Source organism: Streptomyces sp. SID12501 (genome assembly GCF_010550245.1).
Classification (GTDB): domain Bacteria; phylum Actinomycetota; class Actinomycetes; order Streptomycetales; family Streptomycetaceae; genus Streptomyces.
The window spans coordinates 1-450 of the sequence record NZ_JAAGLU010000605.1 but is presented as its reverse complement, the minus strand read 5'-3'; the positions used below and the strand labels follow the sequence as shown (position 1 = coordinate 450).

Below are 450 nucleotides of genomic sequence, written 5' to 3'. Positions count from 1 at the left end.
AGCGAGCTACCGAGCTGCTCCACCCCGCGTCGGTAAAACCACAGTATCACGACGCGGGACGGAGCCCTGACCGCGTGGCGCTAGCCGGTCGGCTTGGGGGCCGGCGCCTTGGCCTCGGCGTCGATCGCCCGCTTCAGCGCGGCCTCCAGGTCGTCCTGGGCCTTGCCGTAGGCGGACCAGTCGCCGGCCTTCATGGCCTTGTCCGCCTCCTCGACGGCCTTCTGCGCGTCGGAGAGGGCCGCCTTGACCGTCGGGTCCTGGGGTACGGGCTGTTGCGGCGTACCGTCGCCCGGCGGCTGGTCCGGGTTGGTCGGCGTCGTGGGCACGGTGGGTGCCTCGGCGCCGAAGACCACGTTCAGCGCCTTGTCGAGGGTGTCCTCGAAGGCCGTCTGGCCGCCGTAGGTCACCAGCACCTTGCGCAGCAGCGGGTACTTGAGCCCGGAGCTGCGG

The 450-nt window shown here is 71.6% G+C and carries 1 pseudogene; it reads right to left on the bottom strand.

The annotated features are described in order from the left end of the window. Positions 1-80: 80 nt before the first annotated feature. Positions 81-450 (bottom strand): annotated as a pseudogene (locus tag G3I71_RS47500) (UPF0182 family protein); the annotation flags it as partial.